This window comes from Psychrobacter sp. T6-1 (assembly GCF_052258445.1).
Window position 1 is genome coordinate 1 of the sequence record NZ_JBQQFC010000513.1, and the last position, 1,162, is coordinate 1,162.

At 45.1% G+C, this 1,162-nt stretch carries 1 protein-coding gene; it reads right to left on the reverse strand.

Features of this window, described 5'->3' with window-relative positions; translation table 11 throughout:
• Window positions 1-1,046: PAS domain-containing protein (locus ACTXGO_RS14205; protein ID WP_443574970.1), on the reverse strand; the 1,046-nt coding region annotated here is incomplete at its 3' end.
• Window positions 1,047-1,162 lie beyond the last annotated feature (116 nt).

Here is a 1,162-nt window from a genome sequence, read left to right on the forward strand (position 1 = left end):
AGCTCGCTGGCTTGGGAGATAGTGGCAAGAGGGTTTCTGATTTCGTGTGCGATACTGGCAGTCAATTGACCTAAAGACGCCAGCTTTAACTGCTGCGCGCTGGCTTGTTCGCGGCGCAAATCTTCTAGTATGATAAGTTGACTTGAACCCTTTAAAGGAGTGAGTTGTACGCGCAGTTTACCGACGATAGAGGCGCTATCTGATTTGGGTAATTCATAAATAAACAGACGTGACTGACCGGGTGCAACAGACAGGCAACCTGCAAACAGCTGCGGATGACGCTGACTAAATTGCTCCTCAAAGCGCGAGGCGATATTGAGCAGCTGATGGGCGGCGCGGTTGGCTAGAACCACGCGCTTTTGGTCAATGACAATGACGCCGTTGACCATTTGTTTGATAACCTCTTGATTGATAGTGTTGAGCCGCTCTACTTCGTTTGAGTGCTTAGCGGCTAGCTTTTCAACTTGTACCAAACGTTGCGATATCGACCAGCTCAAAAACCCGACGGTCAAAAAGCTGGCGGACATAAGGAGCGCGTCGCCAAGATTGCTAAGGCTCATGCTATTAGCAATAGCATAAAAAAACTGCTGGTAAATAACAAAGATAATCGCAAGTAAGGTGATGATCAACGCCTGTGACCCGCTTAGCAACATAAAGCTTGCCGCCACGACCACCATATAGAGCATGGTGAGCTGTAAATCAGGCGCGCCATTGGTATATAGCAGCAAGCTTAGGATCACAATATCTAACGCTAAGCCAAATATTAGTTGCTGACGTGGCTCTTTGGTCACGACATAAAACAAACCTAACAAGATTAAACTGAGGATGACATAAAAAACGAGAGCAGTCTGCTGTAGTAAGCTTGGCAATAATGAGCTGTCATCAGAACCGATAGAAGCATAACTCATCAGTATGAAAAATAGACTTATGACTAATCGGTAACTGCTATAGATCAGTCCAAGCCTACGCAGCTGCGTAAGCGGTAGCGTATCGCCTCTTTGCAGATATTGAGTTAAGGCCGACGCCGCACTAGTCGCATATTTCATATATCAATCAGTAAAGGTAAGAGGTTGGTTGAATATAACGTAAGGCTGATTTGGTTTTGACGATAGTTGTTGTTTCTATTTCTATCGATATTATTGAGACTAAGACTAAGACTAAG